At 40.9% G+C, this 16315-nt stretch carries 12 protein-coding genes; 4 read left to right on the top strand and 8 right to left on the bottom strand.

Annotation, left to right across the window (positions count from 1 at the left end):
* Window positions 1–66 precede the first annotated feature (66 nt).
* The 3 genes from PP2015_RS18940 to PP2015_RS18930 are packed head-to-tail and all read right to left on the bottom strand — an operon-like array spanning window position 67 to window position 4441.
* Window positions 67–2463 carry an ABC transporter permease gene (locus tag PP2015_RS18940; RefSeq protein WP_227009277.1) on the bottom strand — a complete coding sequence of 799 codons (2397 nt, stop codon included), beginning with the start codon at window positions 2461–2463 and terminating at the stop codon, window positions 67–69.
* Complete coding sequence (locus PP2015_RS18935) at window positions 2460–3164, bottom strand: ABC transporter ATP-binding protein (RefSeq protein WP_058032065.1); 705 nt, start codon at window positions 3162–3164, stop codon at window positions 2460–2462. Before PP2015_RS18935 ends, PP2015_RS18940 begins: the two co-directional genes overlap by 4 nt.
* Window positions 3165–3196: 32 nt before the next feature.
* Complete coding sequence (locus tag PP2015_RS18930; protein ID WP_058032064.1) at window positions 3197–4441, bottom strand: HlyD family secretion protein; 1245 nt, start codon at window positions 4439–4441, stop codon at window positions 3197–3199.
* 221 nt (window positions 4442–4662) lie between these two features.
* Between PP2015_RS18930 and PP2015_RS18925 the strand changes: the two genes are divergently transcribed.
* The 3 genes from PP2015_RS18925 to PP2015_RS18915 all read left to right on the top strand — a co-directional run bounded on the left by PP2015_RS18925 (window position 4663) and on the right by PP2015_RS18915 (window position 8785).
* Window positions 4663–6594, top strand: coding sequence for a hypothetical protein (locus PP2015_RS18925; protein ID WP_058032063.1), 1932 nt, complete (start codon window positions 4663–4665; stop codon window positions 6592–6594).
* A 2-nt stretch (window positions 6595–6596) separates the two neighbouring features.
* Window positions 6597–8324, top strand: a complete 1728-nt coding sequence (locus PP2015_RS18920) for a HEAT repeat domain-containing protein (protein WP_058032062.1) — start codon at window positions 6597–6599, stop codon at window positions 8322–8324.
* A 164-nt stretch (window positions 8325–8488) separates the two neighbouring features.
* Entirely contained in the window at window positions 8489–8785 is a 297-nt protein-coding gene (locus PP2015_RS18915; RefSeq protein ID WP_058032061.1) for a DUF1330 domain-containing protein, read from the top strand.
* Between the two features lie 31 nt (window positions 8786–8816).
* On the opposite strand, the gene PP2015_RS18910 is transcribed toward PP2015_RS18915, so the two are convergent.
* The 3 genes from PP2015_RS18910 to PP2015_RS18900 form a co-directional block, all read right to left on the bottom strand.
* Entirely contained in the window at window positions 8817–9737 is a 921-nt protein-coding gene (locus PP2015_RS18910; protein WP_058032060.1) for a GTP-binding protein, read from the bottom strand.
* 92 nt (window positions 9738–9829) lie between these two features.
* Entirely contained in the window at window positions 9830–10222 is a 393-nt protein-coding gene (locus PP2015_RS18905; RefSeq protein WP_058032059.1) for a hypothetical protein, read from the bottom strand.
* Between the two features lie 81 nt (window positions 10223–10303).
* Complete coding sequence (locus PP2015_RS18900) at window positions 10304–11209, bottom strand: AraC family transcriptional regulator (RefSeq protein ID WP_058032058.1); 906 nt, start codon at window positions 11207–11209, stop codon at window positions 10304–10306.
* Window positions 11210–11580: 371 nt separating this feature from the next.
* Here PP2015_RS18900 and PP2015_RS18895 point away from each other — a divergent pair, with 371 nt between their 5' ends.
* Window positions 11581–11799 carry a DUF6500 family protein gene (locus PP2015_RS18895; protein WP_058032057.1) on the top strand — a complete coding sequence of 73 codons (219 nt, stop codon included), beginning with the start codon at window positions 11581–11583 and terminating at the stop codon, window positions 11797–11799.
* A gap of 233 nt (window positions 11800–12032) precedes the next feature.
* On the opposite strand, the gene PP2015_RS18890 is transcribed toward PP2015_RS18895, so the two are convergent.
* Together PP2015_RS18890 and PP2015_RS21970 are read right to left on the bottom strand one after the other, a co-directional pair.
* Window positions 12033–13142 (bottom strand): NAD(P)/FAD-dependent oxidoreductase, encoded by a 1110-nt coding sequence (locus tag PP2015_RS18890; RefSeq protein ID WP_083496686.1) that lies wholly within the window; start codon window positions 13140–13142, stop codon window positions 12033–12035.
* An 11-nt stretch (window positions 13143–13153) separates the two neighbouring features.
* Window positions 13154–16264 carry a LodA/GoxA family CTQ-dependent oxidase gene (locus PP2015_RS21970; RefSeq protein WP_058032055.1) on the bottom strand — a complete coding sequence of 1037 codons (3111 nt, stop codon included), beginning with the start codon at window positions 16262–16264 and terminating at the stop codon, window positions 13154–13156.
* Window positions 16265–16315: the final 51 nt, after the last annotated feature.

The following is a 16315-nucleotide window of genomic DNA, read 5'->3' as shown; positions in this document are numbered from 1 at the left end:
TTAACCTAGACCTCATTAAGAAGACTAGGTTAATGCTCTGCGAAGTTTCAGAAAACCCATTCAAGGTTATTCATTACGCAGCGCTTTTAGGGGATCTGAGCTCACGACAGAACGTACCGGCAAGTAACAAGCTAATACGGAAATCACCACCATAATAGGAATGGCAAGTAATAGCACTGAAATTTCCCCAGTTATTTGTATCGCAAGGAGTCGCGTGCCAATTAAATAACCGATTCCCGCCAACACGCCACCTAAAAGCACACCAAATACAACAGGCTGCATACTTTGCTTTAATACCATTTTGATGACTTGCCCAGTATGCGCACCAAGTGATAGGTGAATACCCAATTCGTAACGACGCATTTGCACGCTATAGCTCAACACGCCATAAATACCCGCTGCAGCCAGACTTAGCGCTAATACTATTAAACTCATCGTTAAAATCGCAATTAGTTTAGAAGCTCTAAGTCGAGTCGTTAACATATTTTCTAGGGTTTCAAAGTAAGCAATACTCAGTTGCGGGTTAACCTCTTTTAAGGCTTCAAGTAATTGCGTTTTATCAACAATCTCATTGCTTTTAAACGTTAACGCAAAACGAGGTCCAGCTTCAAACGGTAAGTAATAACGCTCTTCTGCATAGCTATCTCGGTTGTCTGGCACATAAATATTATTAACTACGCCCACAACGGTAAGTGGTTCATTCGGTGCTGCTTGCAATGTTTTTCCAATTGCAGATTCTGACTTAAACAAACGCTCTGCGAGTGCTTTACTGATAATAATTTCTTGCGGTCTATTTTCTGAACCTTGTAACGAACTAAAGCTACGTCCTTCAAGCATCGGCATACCGAGTAAAGCAAAGCAGTTTTCATCAAAGAAACTAACACTGACTATACCTAACATTTCGTTATTTTCATCGTACAAGTAATTTTCCCAGCCCATTTGCAAAGGTGAAGCACGCGTCAGTGCAACATCTTCAACTTGCGGTAACGATTTAAGCTGGCTTTTGATTTGTTGTGCAACGTTATGGAAGTCATCACTCAAGTTACCTGTATCGACGCGAAGATAATTTACACTATTAGTATTAAACCCGGCATCTTTAACCAATTTATTAATCGCAGGAGATAACACGGTTGTCGCGCCAAGTAACAAGGCTGTGGCTAATCCAACTTGTAAGGCAACCAATACATTTCTGGTGAGACTAGATATCTGTGCTCCCGTACCTTTACCACTGCTTTGCAATGTTTGATTAAGTTGTTTATAAGGCACCTGCTGACTGGCGAGCTTCGCCATGACGATACTGATAAATATACTGACAATAACACTTGCCGAAATTGTCACAGGATCTAGGGTCAGGTGCTGCATTCGCGGAAACATATACTGCAAGTCGCTGGCTAACCAAACCATAGACCAGCCCGCAATAAGCAAGCCAAAAATACAGGCAAGTATAGATAGCAACATCGCTTCGCTAAACATGCCTAAAAAGATATGGTGTGTTTTCGCCCCCAATGCCGCTTGAATGGCCATCACGCGTTTTTTTTGCACCGCGCGAGCTAAAAATAAATTACAAATGTTAGTGACAGCAATAAATAACAAGGTAATTACACCTGCCAATAGCAACAATGCCATTTCGCCACTATCTGCGACTATTTTCTGTTTTATTGGTATGAAGCGTGCCCCAATTGCGGTATTAGCAGCAACATCATCACGGCTTTGATACAACTGGTTAATTTGATCTCCGAGTGCGATATTTGCTTGTTTAAGAGATACGTCATTTTTGAGGATTGCTATACCATTTACTCCACCGGTAATACTTCCCCAACTACTAGTGCGGCTAATTTCTTGGTCAAAGCTAAACCAAGCATTCATAGAAAAATTACCAAATACTTCTGGCGCATTAAAATGACTCGCTGTTACACCTATGATCTGATATTTATCATTAGCGATAGTTGTATAAGTACCAATCACTTTTGGGTCAGCACCAAAGTGCGTTTGCCAAGCCTCAAAACTCAATACCAAGACTCTTTGCTTATCATTAATGGTTTCTTGTTGATTAAAAGCACGACCCAAATGCATAGGCACATCAAGCATCGAAAAATACTCAGGTGTTACACGAACACCATCAAGATAAGGTGTATCGGGCAAATCTCTCAATTTTGCACTATACAAACTCATGAGTGCCATCTGTTCGATGTATTGTTCGTCTTGGTAAATATGGTACTGCGCAGACAAAATCTGAAAGCCGTATTGCGTCTCGCCATTGATGGTTTCACTTTGGTCGGTAACGACGATTTTATCGGCATTAGGATATGGCAAAGGCTTAGTCAGTACCAAATAGTTGATATTCAGCACCACCGCAAGTGCAGCTAATGTCACTGCAAGGGTCGTGATCACCGTTAAACTAAATCCCGGTAATCTTAATAAACTGCTGACAGCGAGTTTAAATTCTTCTTTGATGATACTCATACCGCCAACTCCATCTTAAACTCATCGGCCATAACGCCATCAAGTAGGTGCAGTTTGCGTTTTGCCATATCTGCATATCTTGGGTCGTGAGTTACCATACAAATGGTGGTGCCTTGCCTGTTTAGTTCAGCCAGCATCATCATGACCGCATCACCGTTTTTAGAATCTAGGTTACCGGTTGGCTCATCAACCAATAATATGGCAGGGTCGTTTACTAAAGCTCTCGCTATCGCAACGCGCTGCTGCTGACCACCTGATAGCTGGTTCGGTTTATGACCCGCTCTGTGCGTCATTTCAACTTTAGCCAAGCAAGCGTCTACTTTTTGTTTAACTTCTTCTTGTGATAATGCCTTTTCACGATAGCGAAGTGGCAGTGCTATGTTGTCGAAGACTGACAATTCATCAATTAAATTAAATGACTGAAATACAAAGCCAATATGCTCATTGCGCATACTTGCTCTTTGATTAACACTGAGATTACTTACATCGTGCCCGGCTAACATATATTCACCGTCCGACGCGGTGTCTAATAATCCCAATATCGATAACAGAGTAGATTTGCCACAGCCAGACGGCCCAGAAATAGACACATAATCGCCTTCGTTGATTTCTAAGTCAACGCCACGTAATGCATGGGTTTCCATCTCGCTGGTGACAAACTTTTTCGTGATATTGGTTAGCTTTATTTTGTTATTACTCATGGTCTTTCCTTTTTATATCGCGATTGCCTGGCTTACTTCACAATGGCAATGTGGGTATGTGCTTGCCAGCGAGTCATATCGTTAAGGATAAACTGCTCATGCGCTTGTGCGCCAGCAAGTATTTGAATTTGCTCGTCTGTTGCCGCACCAAACTGAATAGGAGTAGCGATCGCCGAGCCGTTATCGGTTAATTTAAATAAGGTAGAATTTGAAAAAGCTTTCACGTTGACGGGTTTTTTAATAAACAGAGCGTTTGCTAATTGACCCACAGCAATTGTGCCCTCTATGTTTAATTCTGGTCGGGCGTTATCGGTTAACGCGCCGTTTAACGCCACTTCAACCTGAATATTACCGTTGTTGATCACCGGATCGATACGTATCACTTCCCCTGAGATCTCTCCACGACGAGTATTGATGATTACCGCTTGTGCCAGTTGGATAGACTGCATTTTTGACTGTGGCACGTTCAGCAAAGCATAAAGATCGGTGGTGCTGCCGACTAAAGCCAATTGCTCACCTAAATTCACCGCTTGCCCGAGTTCCACACTCAGCGATTGCACCACACCATAAATGCCCGCTTTAACCGTTAGGCTGTCGAGTTGCTGTTGTACTAAACCTAAAGCCTCTTGCTGCGCCAAAATATTTGAATCGGCAATTTTTAAATTGGCAGCATGTAGAGCTTCAAGCTGGGTAATGCGAGCAGTTTCAATCTCTAAACGTCGAGTTAACTGCCTGACTTGCAACTTAGTACGCTGGTAGTCGATATTAGAAACGATACCTTTGCTGACCAATTGACTCTGTGCGTTCGCTTCAAGTTCAGCACTTTCAAGATCAGCTTGAATGCGAGCTAACTCTGCCTGTTGAGCAAGCAATTCACGTTTTTGGTTTATATCCGTTTGAATACGCTGGTTTTGACTGTCGATGTAAGCACGCTTTGCATCGCGCACAGATTGGGTAATATTCGGATCTGAAAGCTTTAAAATAACACTTTCGGGGGTTACTTCAGCACCCGGCTTTAACACTATTTCATCAACCGTTGCCTGACTTTTCGCAGTGAGCAAACGCGGCTTTTTCGACTTTAGACGGCCAAAACCTGACACTTCTAAATTTAATGTGCCCTGCTCGACCTTCGCCGACCAAATCTCATTGGCTTGAATTTGTTCTGCATGACTTGGTTGCAAAAATAACCAAATACATCCACCCAGTAACAGGCAAACAAACGCTAAAATACTTAGGTGCCGTTTGGTGTTTTTTTTGGGCTTTACGACCACATCCATAACTCGATTCCATACTGTTCTTAATCTGTAATGCAGTAGTTAAATCAAGTGCCATGCCAAAACATAAGAGCATGAAAAATATAGATTTTAATAAACAGTTATGCAAATATAGAAATATTATTTTCGAAACCGAAAAACAATTTATCGAAATCGAAAAGGACTCCATAATATTTCCATATTGTGCTCGTTATAATTATGCAACGTGAGAAAGGAACCAAACAATGCGCAAAACACTTCTTAGCTTCAGCATGCTCGGCCTGCTAACGGGCTGTTTCAGTGACTCAGATAACAATATTGAATCATCTCTCAAGCAACCAGAACCGGTTGCCAATGTGCGGTTAGAAACAGTCAATACACCTGATCAGACTCAGTACCAACCTGGTCAGCCGATCAAGATTAACTACAGTATCAGCAGCCAGCTACTTGACACAGAACACGTCGGTGTGACTTTTATGGCCATTGCCAAAGACAAAGTTGACCAATTAGCATCGCATGATGAACCTGAAGGATATGAATTAGGCACACACTATATTAAAAAGCTTTCAGATGGTAAGCATAGTTTTACCGCGGAGCTCATGCTACCTAATGAAGAGATACCTTCTGACGATTATGTCATTGCAGCGTATGTAGACAGTGCAAAGAGCATTGAGAATGAAGCTAATACTGAAGATAATGGCTCTAGAGATTTCTCTGATAATGCAGCTTCTTTTGCGCAAATAACCATTGATAGCACTTTTTATCATGACTTCGCGCTTGATACATTAACCGTTGGCGATGGTTTTGCCATGTTTCCTGATTCAGGTAGGCGCGAAACAGAGTCGCAGAATGCCCCAGAGCATAAACGCGCAGACATCATTGGTCATTTTGATGCCAGTAAGTTTGGTCATTTAATCAATGAAGCTTTAGTGACTGCAACAGTAACTGTTGCAGGTATCGAGTTTGACGCGCACTTTTGGCAAGAAGGCGAAAATCGTTACCATGACGACATGAAAATCAAATTTGCTGATCATGAACAAAGTCATTATTTCCCTTACGATATTGCCGTTAATGGTGTGCTGTTAGATAAGTTACAGCAAACATATGATAAAGACGCTGACGAAAATACCTTTGAGTTAACATTTACAATAGAAGATCTATCTTCAGCGCATCAAGAAGCGAACCTTGATAATAATCGTATGACGATTACTGTGCCTTACTCTCTATATGACCACGACCAACCTGACGATAGCTGGTTAGAAGAACATAATATCACTAACCCCCTTACTAGCTCTGTTGATACTTCGAGCAAATCAAGCTCACCAAGTTATGCACCCGTAAAAGAGCCTCAAGGTCTTTCTGGGTTAGTCTCTACGTCAGACACCTTATGGGCATTTGAGATTTTTAGTAATACCTATGGTGATAAATCAAAAGTAGCCATCGTGCCCAGCTTCGTGTCTTGGGTTCTGCTTCAATCTAAAAATGGCGGTCTTGCTTGGGCAACAGCTGGCGGTAGTTTTGACCTTTACATGTTCGATCACAGCTTAGATTTGTTCTCAGCAGGTGCATCTGGCATTGCAAATGGTGCTGACGGTACTGCAAGTTACTCAATGAATGTGTCTTTACTTGGCAACAGCCTTATAAAAGAGTCTGAAACTGTATCGGCGTTAGACGAGTCTTACGGCTATGATTGGGAAGAAGAACAAAAACTATTTTCTACCACTTTTACCATTGCCATTGTTCCAGTCTCAGTGTCAGCTGGGATCAAAGGCTCTGTTGGCGTCAACACTGACCTTAAATATGAAGGCCTACAATTTAGTATCGGAGGTGACGTTTTAACTGCAAGCCTTGATGCATATGCAACAGCAGGCATAGATTTATTGGTTGCCAGTGGCGGTATCGGTGTCGACTTCTTGATTATTTCAGACACTCTTTCGGCTACAGCTTATGTTGACATAAGTAAAGCGCTATCTGATTCAGAGATTGGCTATGGCATTGATGTAAGTAATCATATGAAAGCCATTGAGGGTGAATTTTACCTTTGGGTAAAGTATCCAGGTTATAAGTTCTGCTGCTCATTCCCAACTAAAACAGCAACTAAAACCCTGTATAACACTGGCGCTTTATATGACAAAACATGGCAAATGATTAACTACAGTGACAGTTTTAAGTTCTAACTATGCGAAGAAACTTACTACCACTTTTAACATCGCTTTGTATACTGCCTTTTGGCAGTGTACAAGCCATGACACAATGCATATTCTGGGGTGATTTTGAGACCAAAGCTGATACTAATATGCTCACGTTGAACCAGCCAAGCAAGAATCAACTTACCCTTTCAGGCCAACTACTTTACCGCCCTTTACTCAAGTCCGAAAAGCATTACTGGCTGGGCTTACAATTAGTCAACCCACAGATTGTTTTAGATAAACAGCAAATTAACCCAAGCCTTTACGGCGTGCCTTTTGCGGTTAAAGTAAGCCGTCAGACAAAACAAGTCACTGACCACCATTTTGCAGGAAAGTTAAAGCCTGAGGATAAGCAAAAGCTTATTGCCATATATCAAAGCCTCCACATTGAACATATTTATAAACGTGACCTAACTACACCAACTTTACTCACCGAGAGCGATAATTTAGGGCAATATCAAGTTGAATATGTTGAACAAGAGACAAATAAAATTAATCGCAGTAAGCTAAAGTATCTAAGTACCAAGCCAGGTGCCCAGCTTCTAGATTTTTCAACACCCAAGGTATTAGCTGATAGCTTCGAATTAAAGTTAGATAACTGTGGGTTGAACGCCTTAATTGGAGACAATCACACACGGGTCGAAACTAAAAAAGGCGATATAAGCATAGAAGTTAAACAGCGTATTCAGTTCAATTTAAATCCTGCGCCAGTGCCAAGCACTGCGCTTTTGCTTAGCTTGAATGAGAACCCTAAAAAATGGCCTCAGCTTAGCGAGAGCATTCTTTATCCTCGCCCACCTGCTAAGCCGTTGAAAGATGCCAAGGCATTTATAGCAGCACTCAAATCACAAGACATCAGCCAACTCAGCAGTGAGGCATTAGCACAGTTACTGTACGATAATGAGCAATATTTGTCGGCTTTAAAAGAGGTGATTAAATCTAACGTATTGTCTGATAAGGCCTTAGGTCGACTGCTTCTTATGATAGGTAAAAATGATTCCCCGAATGCCCACCAGCTATTAGTAGACGTTTATCTTGATAGTGAAATTCAAGGAAAGCAAAGGTTCAGAAGCTTGATGGGCTTAAAATATGCAGAACAGCCACTCGACCCTAAACTGGTCGATTTAGTACTTGAATCTGCTAATCAAACCAGTTCTGGTGAACAACAGCGTTTAAGTAATAGCGCCATGATGGTATTAGGTATTATTGCTAAAAATCAGTCAGGAAGTGAGTTTTCGGCTTATATGGGGCAACGTTTAGTCGAACAGTTAAAACAGACTTCACAAACTTCCCGCCAAGTCAGTATATTAGCAGCCCTTGGAAATAGCGGTAATGCCGAACAGCAAGATCAAATCGCACCTTTTTTAAATGCCAATGAGCCTAAACTCAGGCAGCAAGCCGCTGACTCTCTTGGCAAAATGCCCAATGAAACCAGTTTGAAATACATCACGGAACAATTAAGTGTCGAAAGCGATAAAGACACAAAAGCCGCTTTACTCAAAGCGATGGGGAATAACGAACTCGATAATAAACAAATTGATGACTTATTTAGTTATAGCCAATCACAACCTAAAGAAATACGGCTTGCTTCGATCCAAGCTTTGGCTGCTCAAGCCAAAAAAGACCCTGACTTAAAGCCTCGTTTAAAAGCATTAATAAAACGCGAGAAAGATCAGCAGGTACTGCGCGCTTTGATGCGGTCTGTGTATTCTAATTAGGCAATAGCAGTGAAGGTTTGTAGCTCAAGATGATACAGACCTTCGTTATTATGCCAGTTACTAACTGACGCCATAACACATATTTCCTTACATCTATGCACTAGTAAAGACAGTTACTTACAACCATAATTTGAACTCATTATTCAAAGAATATAGGGATAAAAATGTTTGAAATGTTGGTGGGCCTGGAAGTCAGTAACGATGAAATATATGACCAATACCGTGCTGCAATGAAGCCTATTCTCAATCGATTTGGTGGTGAATTTGGTTATGATTTTAAAGTGTCTGAAGTGCTGAAAAGCGAAGAAAACACAGAAATAAATAGAGTATTCACTATTCGCTTTTCTGATGAACAAAGTAAAGACGCGTTTTTTAATAACGATGATTACCAACTAGCAAAACAGCAGTTTTTCGAAACCTCTGTCAATCAGGTCACCATCATTGCTAGCTACACAAAATAGCTAGCAATCCGACTATATGGTCAGAGCTAATCTATTTGGCTTGTCGTAATTTGGCAGCTTCTAAACTATTGTGAATTGCCGATTCTAACAACAACGCATCACTGCAAGGCCCGACAGTGAGTAACTTCGCCCCTGTGGTGGGCTTACCGCGGTATGGCCTGACATAGACTTCACCATCCGGACAGCGTTCAAAATAAGTATAACCAGGCTCTGTTCCTAAAACTGTACAACCCTTAATTCGGATCACGCTGCTTGGGATCGCATCACAGATTTCTTTGATACAAATCGGATCTGGTAAGTTAGGTAAATCAACTGAACATGAAGACCAATGTGACTTATGATGCGCAAGCTTTTCTGCACTATTACTCGATGGTAACAGCTCAGGAAGTGTATTAATTTCTAGTTCTTCACAAAGCATGATCTCTGCAGTGGGATTAATTGCTCGAATATCTTCTTTCACTTGCCCTAAGCGTTCTTCACTTACTGAGTCAGTGTGGGACAGTGTGATCAACGACGAGACTTGTATTTGATTCGCTTCTAGCTCGTTATGGATATCTCTCAATTGCCAATTTTTAACATCAACCACAGAAATTTGCACCGGAGGCATAAAACGCGCTTCAATGCCCACGCCAAGAAATCCCATGAGCGCACATGCATCTGTTGTCCCATTTGCTTCAATAAGTGTAATACCATTGGCACGCTCAGGAATTCGGTTAACCGACTCTCTTAGCTCGCCAATACCACTGCAACAAATACAACTCCCATTCAATGCTTTTAAACTTTTCTCATCAAGCATATCCAAAAACTGCTGAGCATCTAAATTGGCATTTTCATAATCATTTAAAACGACAAAAGGTGACCAATTCGCTTGGCTATATTCAGTGACCAAGCGTTTCAACAACGTGGTTTTTCCTGCCCCAAGAAAACCAACAACAACAATTATGGGTTCCACAACGTATCCTCTAGTAAGAAGGCTGCTCAAAGCAGCCCGCTTGAAAAAATGATACAATATCACAACTTTGTGTGTTCATACATTCGGTATTTCTAAAGTGCCCGATGGTTACTTAATTTTCTAAAACTGTGAAGTGCGACTTGAGATAATGAAAACAGTGTAAAAGTGAATAGTAAACCGGTCAGCATAACAGGTTCATAACCCTCAACGACAACAGAAATCACCCTGGCTGAAAAATTAAAAAGAAAATATAGAGATGCGGGCAAAAGTAAAACCCAGTCTTTACGCCATAATGCAATGACAGTGATCACTGCTAGACTCAATGTTGGCGCACCAAGTGTTCGCAAATTGGTAAACCCATAATTCGTCACAGCATTAAAACCGCTTGGGGTATTGATCACCTCAGGAAAAAACATTGTGGTCACTGCAGCAGAGCCTAGTACAAGCACAAATACAGCACTTAAAAATTGAGCAAATTTTAACATAGCAAATTCTCCAAACTTTAATAAATCAACGATTGTTTGAAGCTAAATATATTGATATTTTTGGCATTAAACTTGTTAATATCACTCATCAATTTGAAGTTTTCGCTCATTATCTTTTCTGAGTGTTGACGGTGTTTGAGCAAATTTTTGTTTAAAAACTCGAGAAAAATAACTTTGCTCTATAAACCCACATTCAAGTGCTATTTCTGTCAGACTCCTAGAACTATTCATAACCAAATGGTGGGCTCTTTCGAGCCGCTTATTCATTAAGTACTTATTCGCACTCGTTCCATAAATCTGCTTAAACTTTCGGTTAAACGTCGCTTCACTCATATGACAAAGAAAGGCAAGTTCAGACGATTTTACTGGTGTGAACAAATGTGCCTGAACCACTTTTTGTAATTGAGGCTGATTGGCTGAAAATAACCGCTCAAGCAGTGCTTTTACTTTTCTAGTCTTATCTAGTGCTAACACCAGCTCAATTAACTCTATTACCTTTAAACGTATCAAGTTATTGTTAAATATCTCTACCTCGGCCATATAAGCTTCGATTGATTGAATATAATTCGCCAATAACATCGAACATTTTAATTGATCACTTGAGAGCTTAACTGCACTACATTGGTCTATTGCAGAGTCTTCAATCGAAGTATGTTCACCTTTTTCAACACCTAAAATGCCTTTTGGATATAATTGATTTAATAGCTGAGAAGTCAACCTGAACCCTATAAACTCCACGATGCTGTCTTGATTATCTTTGTGCCATTGATTAATAAAATTATCGGCACGCATTAGTAGAATATCACCTGCTTGCAACTCTATTGTTTCACCCGCGCAAAATAAAGTAGAGTGACCCTTGAGTATAATTATCAAACGAGCTTCGTCGATTAGACTATCTTGATAGCTCATAGGCGCTTTAAATATACGCTTCCCAAGCACAAAGTGATTGTCTAATTTAACCCCGATAGATTGTGACCGTTCTGACATCGTATGGCTTACATCCAGATTTCTAATTTATTATCGCGTTTTGGAATTGCAGTAACTCTATGGCTTATAAATGAATTCGTCCATATTTTCTCCATAATCAATTCATAATTACTTGCTAAAAAATACATTCTGCAAAATGCAGAGCCATAACAATAATAATAAAAATTAAATGCGTCATGACCGGCTCTTACAGGATGTTGAGCCGGTTATTTTCTATTTCCATACACTTTTCGTAAAATTCCCACCTTCTATAAACCTTATTACTTTCATAAACATAGTTCTATAAGTTACTATGTCAGTGAAATTTATACCCCTATTAATCAAGAGATTTAATTTCAGGCAAGGTATTAGAATAACGACAAGGACTATCAATGCGTCAAAGCTTAAGAGATAAAATCATATCTGTATGTGAACAAAAGATAACTAAAAAGGGAGAGACCGTCGGTGTGTCGTTTTACGCTTTCTTTTCTAATAAAAACGATGACCCAGAACAACTGATGGAAGCCGCTACTTGGTGGATACACACTCATCAATTAGATCACTTCGAAAAAGCGGTCAAAGTTAAAGAAATGGTTGAGCAAGGGCTGTAAGTTGACCTCTCTCAGCTCGAGTCACATAACTTAAAAAAATAGTCTAAAGGTATGAGTCTGTAAGTTTGAGCTTACTTTGTAACTTTGCTTATTTAGTGCACTGTTCGTTCTTTTAGAGATATTTCAACTTAGGCGAGTAAGCACAATGTAGAATTACACATCATGTTTACTGCAGGGATTAGCATTTTGGTGCAAAGCGCTAATCCTTAACAGAAACGTCGGCAAGTTTTAAGCTACGATAACACCCTGCTCTGCCAATATTCACTTTCAGAGAACCTATGCTCACTCACATAATAGTGTTTTCTTGCCTTTTGATTAGCATTTAAAACCGCGTTTATGTCGTTATCATAATTTTCGAATTGATTAATTTGATTGGCTCTTGCTTCAATAATCTGTTCACCAGCTTTAATACCGCTATAAAGTGCAAAAAACATACCTTGCGATGAAAGGGGATCTAGACTTAGCGCGGCATCTCCAATCGCTAAAAATGACAACGTATTGTTACTTAATTCATCTAATTTACTCACACTGGCATCAGTAAAATAAGGACCACTGAGTATTTGTGACTCGTTAAAATCTACTGGTAAAAGGCCACTATTATTGAGTTGCATCAAATACGCTTGTGGCGTGTTTAAGCTTTTTGATTGCTCAGGCAACATGAATTTAGCAACCACCCTTATAGGTAACCCTTTTGTTGATTTGTTTGGCAACCTCGCGCTGTACCACCAGCCATCGCTGACAGCCTTTATTCTGGTCATTTTTTCTTGGTCATCGTCACTAGATTCAAACCAAGCCACTATTGCCATTTGCTTGTCTAAATGAATCTTCTTGCGACCAATTAGTTTACCGAGCGACGATGCCCTTCCTGTGCCATCTATTAAATAATCACAGCGCAATACATCTGTTTGCTCTGTAAGCATCACGTGCCAGCAAGACTTATACTCTGCCGATAATACCTGCGAATAAAGTAAAGTAACGCCTTGAGAAACAGTAAATTTCAAAAGTGCATGATTAAATGCAGCTCTGTCAATGTGCCAACCTCCTCCTTGTGGGTTTTGAATGGCATCCGTTTTATGCCATTGCTCCGAGCCCCATGCTGATGCATTGCCTGTACAGCGACTAAATTGCCCCTTAGTAAGCAACTCAGACAAATCAGAGACACCTATTCTATTCAGTAATGGCAAAGCCGCTCCTGGAAGTGACTCACCTACTGAAAAGGCGGGTTGTTTGTTACTCTTTTTTGCGACTAACGCAACATTAAGACCCGCCTTTTTTAGCACTAAAGCGCAGGCACAAGCAGCGGGGCCTGTACCTGCAATTACACAGTCAAAATACAAATTCATTTCCTTCTCAATTATTCACCTTTGACTATGGTTGCGTACTCATCACGCTGCTCCTCATTAAACCACCCCGCTTCTTGCAGTAGCTTGTCGGTGGCACCTAACTTGGCATATTTCTTCAAGAACACTTTATACGCCTCATCCAGTTCAGCCTGTTTTGAGCCTGTCAGGTTTTCAACCCATAACTTCTCAGGCAACCAATCAAGGTCATCCGGTCTGTCTTTCGCCTCTAAAATCCCCATTTCATTGAAGTGAGCCACCATATAGTTCATTGCATTTTCTACCCCATCAGGTAATTGCCTAAACCAACTTGGTCGATTTCTAAATGCGGCAATACGCAGAGCCATCGGCTGAGTTTTATCTGCCACAATGTTGTAATCTGATAGGGTCAGTACATTGTTAGGAACCCTTGCTGGCCAGTAAGTTGGCATAAACGGATCATATTCTTTGTCATAGCCTGAGCGACAAAATGCAGTATCTCCTTGCCATGGCAATGCCATCCATTTAGTTAAATCTCCTGGTCCTTGTTCATACAGTGGACCACCGAAAGCAAGTACCCGCTGTTGATCTAATTTAGTGCCATAATAAGGTGCGTTTTTACCTTTAGCTCGTTCTCGGATCCGATACGGTGCGCGATACATAGACGCATGTCTCATCGGCCAAGTTAATTCACATCCTGGGTGAAACGCATCTGCTAAACAATAGTGCATATTGGCTTTGTCGAGCATCTTCGGCTGCTCTTGAAGGGATAACTTAGAAAGCTGATGTTCCGACTTTGGTTTCAGTTGATAGTCGCTCACAAACTCACCATTTACCCAACACGTCAAAACATAATCAAAATAAGCTGGAAGCTTTAAGTAAGTCGAAGCAGCATTGTCACCAGCATTAACAGTTTCACCATAAAGATCACCGTAAATCATTGGCCACTGTGTAATTTGGCTACTGACTGCAGGTCCTTGTGTACCATCAGAAATAACCACACTATTGGCACTTCTAAAGCTGTTAAAAACAGTGCGACGTAATTCTGCATATGGATCTGGGTAATCACTACTTAATGGCGCTGTTGCAAGCTTTTCTAATAATGCTTGGTCAGAAAAATCATAAGGCGCACCTTTACCAAAGGTCGCAAAAAAGCCTTTATTAACCCATTGTAGTTCGTTTAGCCGCGTTAAAATAGGCAAAATATCTCTTTGGAATTCAACCTTCTCTGGCTGTTTTAACATACCTGCGTTGGTCCAAACCTCACGCATTAAATCATCCATAGTGCGCCAGCCCACCAAGTTCTGTCCATAATTTGGTGGTGCAGAAGCAACCCAAGCTGGATCGGCTTCAAAAACTTTATCTCCTAGCACAACTTTGGCATGAACTGGGCCATCTGCTATGTCATCGTACCAACCAGCCGCATTGTTAAAGCTTGTCGGTACAGCTTCGCGATAAACCGGTTTATTTGTAGGACTGGCTGATTTACCAAAACCAGGTAAAACCAATAAGCGACCAACTGAATCTGTTCGTAATTCACCTAAATAAACGGCAGTACCTTGGAACTCTCCCGTCATAGCAAAGCTTGCATCTTTCATGCTCAAGCCTTGAATTTTGCACTCTCCGGGATCTATTGCTAGCGCGTTTCTATACTGCTCCTTCACGTCTGGGTTTCTGAGAGGAACTGACACATTGGCTGTTTGCGGCAAGTCCATCGCAGCTTGAAATTCGTACCACTGGGCTTTTCTATTCGCAACATGCACAGACCATTCAATAGTAGAGTTATCTGACTGTTGTATCTCAGCAACCACATTGCCATCAGCATCGTATCCATACACACGAAAACGGGCTGCTTGACGCTTAATTGCGCCTGACTTATCACGGGTACCACCAAACTTTGTTAATTTAGGTTCTAATACTTCAGGGCCAATGGTGAATTTTTTACTATCGCCAACTCGGGCAATGCCGATCCCCGGGTGAATTCTCACTTGGGTAATGCGGTCAATTTGCTCAGGCGTTAAAGCCTCAGGCTTGGGATCTGGTTTAGGTTTATGTGGAAATGGACAAGATGGATTTATAATCTTTGGCTGATCAGGACTGCTCGGTTGTGTATTAGGTTGACCATTTTTCTCATGGCGATATGCTGCCGATGCCGCATAAATGGCTTTTCTTGCCTCTGCAATAGAGCCTACAGGCGCATTCTCTTCAGGTACTCGAGCAACATTGAAGTCAAGCCAATCCCCATAAGTCTGTTGCTCTAAGTTACTAATATCTTGTTTAGGCAAGGTGATCGTCGCAACCAACTCAGGTTTTGCAATCGTTTCATCCCACACCGTTTTGGCTTTATCAAGCGGGAAATACTTATCAAGATAGGTTTGTTCAAATTGTGCTGTGGTCGGACGTTTTTGTATATATAAATGGAGCGTTGCCTTACCTGCTTTCATCCGAGCAGCTAAATCTTTTCCTAAAAAATCTGGATCATCGGTATTAACTTCATCAGCAAATGTAGACTTACCCGGCCTGACAATATATTTGCAGTGATTATCATTTCCTAATCTGAACGGGATCACACTCCATAAAGACGTACCAAACACAGAGCGTATTGGTTTTTCCATCTCATCTAGCAGTATGTCGGTATCTGGAGAGTTTTGCTGCACCCATTTTTCGCCCCAACCTTCAAAACTTGCCTTGTTGAACTGACAAAACTCTTCAGCATTATCGACAAAAAAGTAAGGCACATTTTGTAAAATTAAATCAGTAACATTATCATAATCTGGATTTTCTTTATCAAATGGGTCTTTTAGTCCCTTTATTCCAAATATCTTGATCCCCAAACCAATCGTGCTTTTCCAATCTGGGCGACCATCATCTAAATCTGATGAATACCTCACATAAACGGGATGAGTACCAGATTGTTCAAACATACCATGCTTTAAGTCGTCACTAATATTGTCATGTATTTCAATTTCACCACGCATACAGCCATGTGTTCTTAAAAATACTGGACGACGAACAGGGCACTGCCCCTGCTCCACGCGTTCTTTTTGCACCATATCAATAAAAATATGCTTTAAACATTTGATGGCTTTTTGATTGCGAGAACCAGCGCTATTGTCGTTATTGTTACTTTCCTTACAGTTAGACATTTTTTACTCCGCTCAATTGCTGTTGTCGATGACTCTATGGCACAAACGAAC

This window comes from Pseudoalteromonas phenolica, assembly GCF_001444405.1.
GTDB classification, from domain to species: domain Bacteria; phylum Pseudomonadota; class Gammaproteobacteria; order Enterobacterales; family Alteromonadaceae; genus Pseudoalteromonas; species Pseudoalteromonas phenolica.
Note: the sequence above shows the minus strand (reverse complement) of the source record. Positions and strands in the feature narration are given on the sequence as shown.